Source organism: Camelimonas sp. FR25 (genome assembly GCF_059740505.1).
Map to the genome: position 1 here is coordinate 1 of NZ_JCAWFG010000060.1, position 2,998 is coordinate 2,998.

Here is a 2,998-nt window from a genome sequence, read left to right on the forward strand (position 1 = left end):
CTGAGAAATGCGCCGAGCCGTAGCGGTCGAAGACATTCCCGGTGGAGATGTTCTGGTAGATGATCTGCGCCTGGGGTTCGGCGTTCCAGCCGCCGCCGATGGCCAGCGGATAGCCGCCCTCAAGCGAGGCGGTGACCACCGTGTTCGACAGATTGTAGCCCACGCCGTGCACGGACGTGCCGCGGTAGTCATTCGACCAGGTCGCCTGGCCGACCGCATCGAGATACCAGCCGCCAGCCCCCACATGGGTGGCGTAAGCGCCGACGCCGTAGAAATTACCAGCCAGGCGGCCAGCGTCGCCGCCGTAGATGCCGCCGACATCGCCGGTGGCGCGGCCGCCGCCGACGAACAGGCCGAAGGTCGTGCTCGAGCCATCGGAGCCATTCAGCCGCCACAGGTCGAGGCCTGCCTGGAAGCCGCCGATGCTGGTTGACATGGGGGCGCCATGGTTGACGAAATCGCCCAGCTGCGCGCCTGGCGTCCGCGCCCGGTCACCCTTGTCGCCAAGGGCGCCGAACAGACGCGCCCAACCTGCGCCGCGGGCGCCTGGCGCGGTCATGCCCTGGCCGCCCGAGCGGTCATGGTAAGTGCCGAGCATCATGGTGGCGAATTGGCTGGCCAGCACCGGGGCGCTGGTGGCCAGCGGCACCTCGGCGCGGTAGTTGGGCAGCTGCGGGCCCGGCGCTGGCCCCGGCTCCGGGCCAGGCGCCGGATCAGGGCCGGTATAGGTCGAGCGCAGGTACCAGGCGCCATCCGCTGCAGCTGGCCCGCCCTGATGCAGGGTGTATTCATAGGCGCCGGACGCAACGCGCTGCGCCAGCGCGAACTGGCCGTTCGACGCGCCAGCCACCGACACCAGCTGGATGCCATTGCCAGTCGTCAGCGCCCCTGGGCCGCCGATATTGGTGACGAACACGCCGCTGTCGCCCGTGGCGCCGCCGCCGATCACCAGCCGGTCGGTCAGTGAATCCGATCCGCCGAGCACGGTGTTGAAGTGCAGGGCGCCGCCGGCGCCAACGTAGTCGCCGGTGACACTGAGCACGACGCCGGGCGCGCCATTGAACATGACGGCGCCGGCATTGCCGAGCGCGGCGACGGTCTGGTTGAAGCCGCCGAGATCAAGCAGGCCGCCGCCCAGAACCTGATGGCTGGACTGTGGGCTGAAGGTGTCGGTTGCGGCGGCGCGGAGCGTTGCGCCCGCGCCGATGCTGGTGTCGCCGGCATAGCTGTTGGGGCCGCTCAAGGTCTGGACGCCGCCCGTAAGATTGACGCCGCCAGCGCCGGAAATGATGCCGGCGAACAGATCATTGGCTCCATAAATGCCGAGTGTCTGGTCGCCCAGCGTCACCGAACCGGAGCCTGCCAGGCTGCGGATCAGCGCGCCGTCCGCGGCGGCGGTAATGTCGAACACCGAATTGGCCACGACGCGCGCCGCGGCGGAGACTTCGCCGGCGCCGGCCAGCGCCAGCACCCCGTCCGAAATCAGCACGTCGCCAGACAGGCTGTTGTCAGCCTGCAGGGTCAGCACGCCGGCGCCGGTCTTGTTGATGCTGCCGGCGCCGCCGATGGCGCCAGACTGGATTGCGGCGAGGCTGCTCGCCACGTCGAGCCCGAGTGTGACGCCCGCCTCCACACTGACAGGATTGGCGATGCTCACCCCAGAGCCGGCGCCAGCGCCGTACAGCAGGCTGCTGTTGGCATAGGCGGTGACGCTGGAGCTGCCGATGGCGCCGTCATTGCCGAGGCCGAGCGCGCCGCCATACAGCGACGTGCGGCCCGAGAAGCCTTCAGAAAACGTCTGTGTTTCCGTGACGACGCTGTAAGTCTCGGGATCATATACCTGCACAGTCCGGGTGAATCCGGTGCGATTATCAGTATTGATCCAGGTGACGCCAGCGTAATTGGCGATCTCACCCGCGCCGCTGAGGGGGGTGTTGAAGGCGAAATTATCGGACGTGTGGTTGAAGGCGACCGTCCCCGCGCCGCCGCCAAACACGATGCCGGCAGCGCGGAGCGCGCCTGGGGCAGCGGGCGCCGCGCCGGGCGCGCCGCCAAAGCTGACGACGCCGGTGGCTGATGCGCCATTGGCGACATACAGCACGCCATTGGCCTCCAGCACCTCGATCGTCCCTGCGTTATAAAAGCCAGTGCCGCTCGGGACGAACACCATGGCGCCGGCGACCACCTCGCCGCCGTCAGCGATCGTCAGCGTGCCAGAGCCGTTGACGCCAAGATGTATATCGCCAACGGTGGCGTAGGCGTAGGCGTAGGCGTCGGCTCCGCCTCCCTCGTAGTACTGCGGCATGGCGCCGGCGGCAAAAAACTGGCTGCCAGCGCCGGAAACCAGCACGCTGCCGGTTCCGCCGTCTACACCGATGGTGGTTCCGATCAGCGCGGTGAGTTCGGATGGGTAGGCGCCCGCAGAAGAGAACGCTTTGCCGCCAGCCAGTACATTGAGCGCGCCGACGCTGCCGGCGCCTGTGCCGACGACCATCCCGCTCATGGCCCCAAGCGCACTCCGGGTGAACGGGCCTTCGCCCTCAACATTGATGACGCCTGAACCGCCCGCCTCCCCGATAAACAGCGCGTCGCCGGTCTGGAACGCGGATATGGGCGCGATGTTCAGCTTGCCGCCAGCCAGGACGTTGACGACGCCCGTGCTTCCGGCGCCAGAACCGACATGCAGACCATATTCGGCGAAGGGCGCCGGCTCCGAGCCGCCGCCTTCCCAGATCGACCATGAGCCGCCGTCGATATTGACGACGCCAGAGCCGCCGGAGGCGCCGACAAAGCTGTTTCGGGTCTGGAGGTAATTGGCGCCCAGCTCCGGGTTCTTTCCCGTCGAAATGATATTGGCGACGCCCGTGCTGCCGAGGCCGTTGCCCACGACGAACACGCCTCCCAGGGAGGTTGCTGCGTTGAAACTGCTGTCGCTGGTCAGGTTGAGCGTGCCGGAGCCGCCGTTGTCGCCGATTGCTAGCAGGTCGGTCTGTATATA

At 67.7% G+C, this 2,998-nt stretch carries 1 protein-coding gene; it reads right to left on the minus strand.

From position 1 onward, the window contains the following. Positions 1–2,998 (minus strand): autotransporter outer membrane beta-barrel domain-containing protein (locus AC6A67_RS07280; RefSeq protein WP_498035883.1); only part of this gene is annotated, 2,998 nt, incomplete at both ends.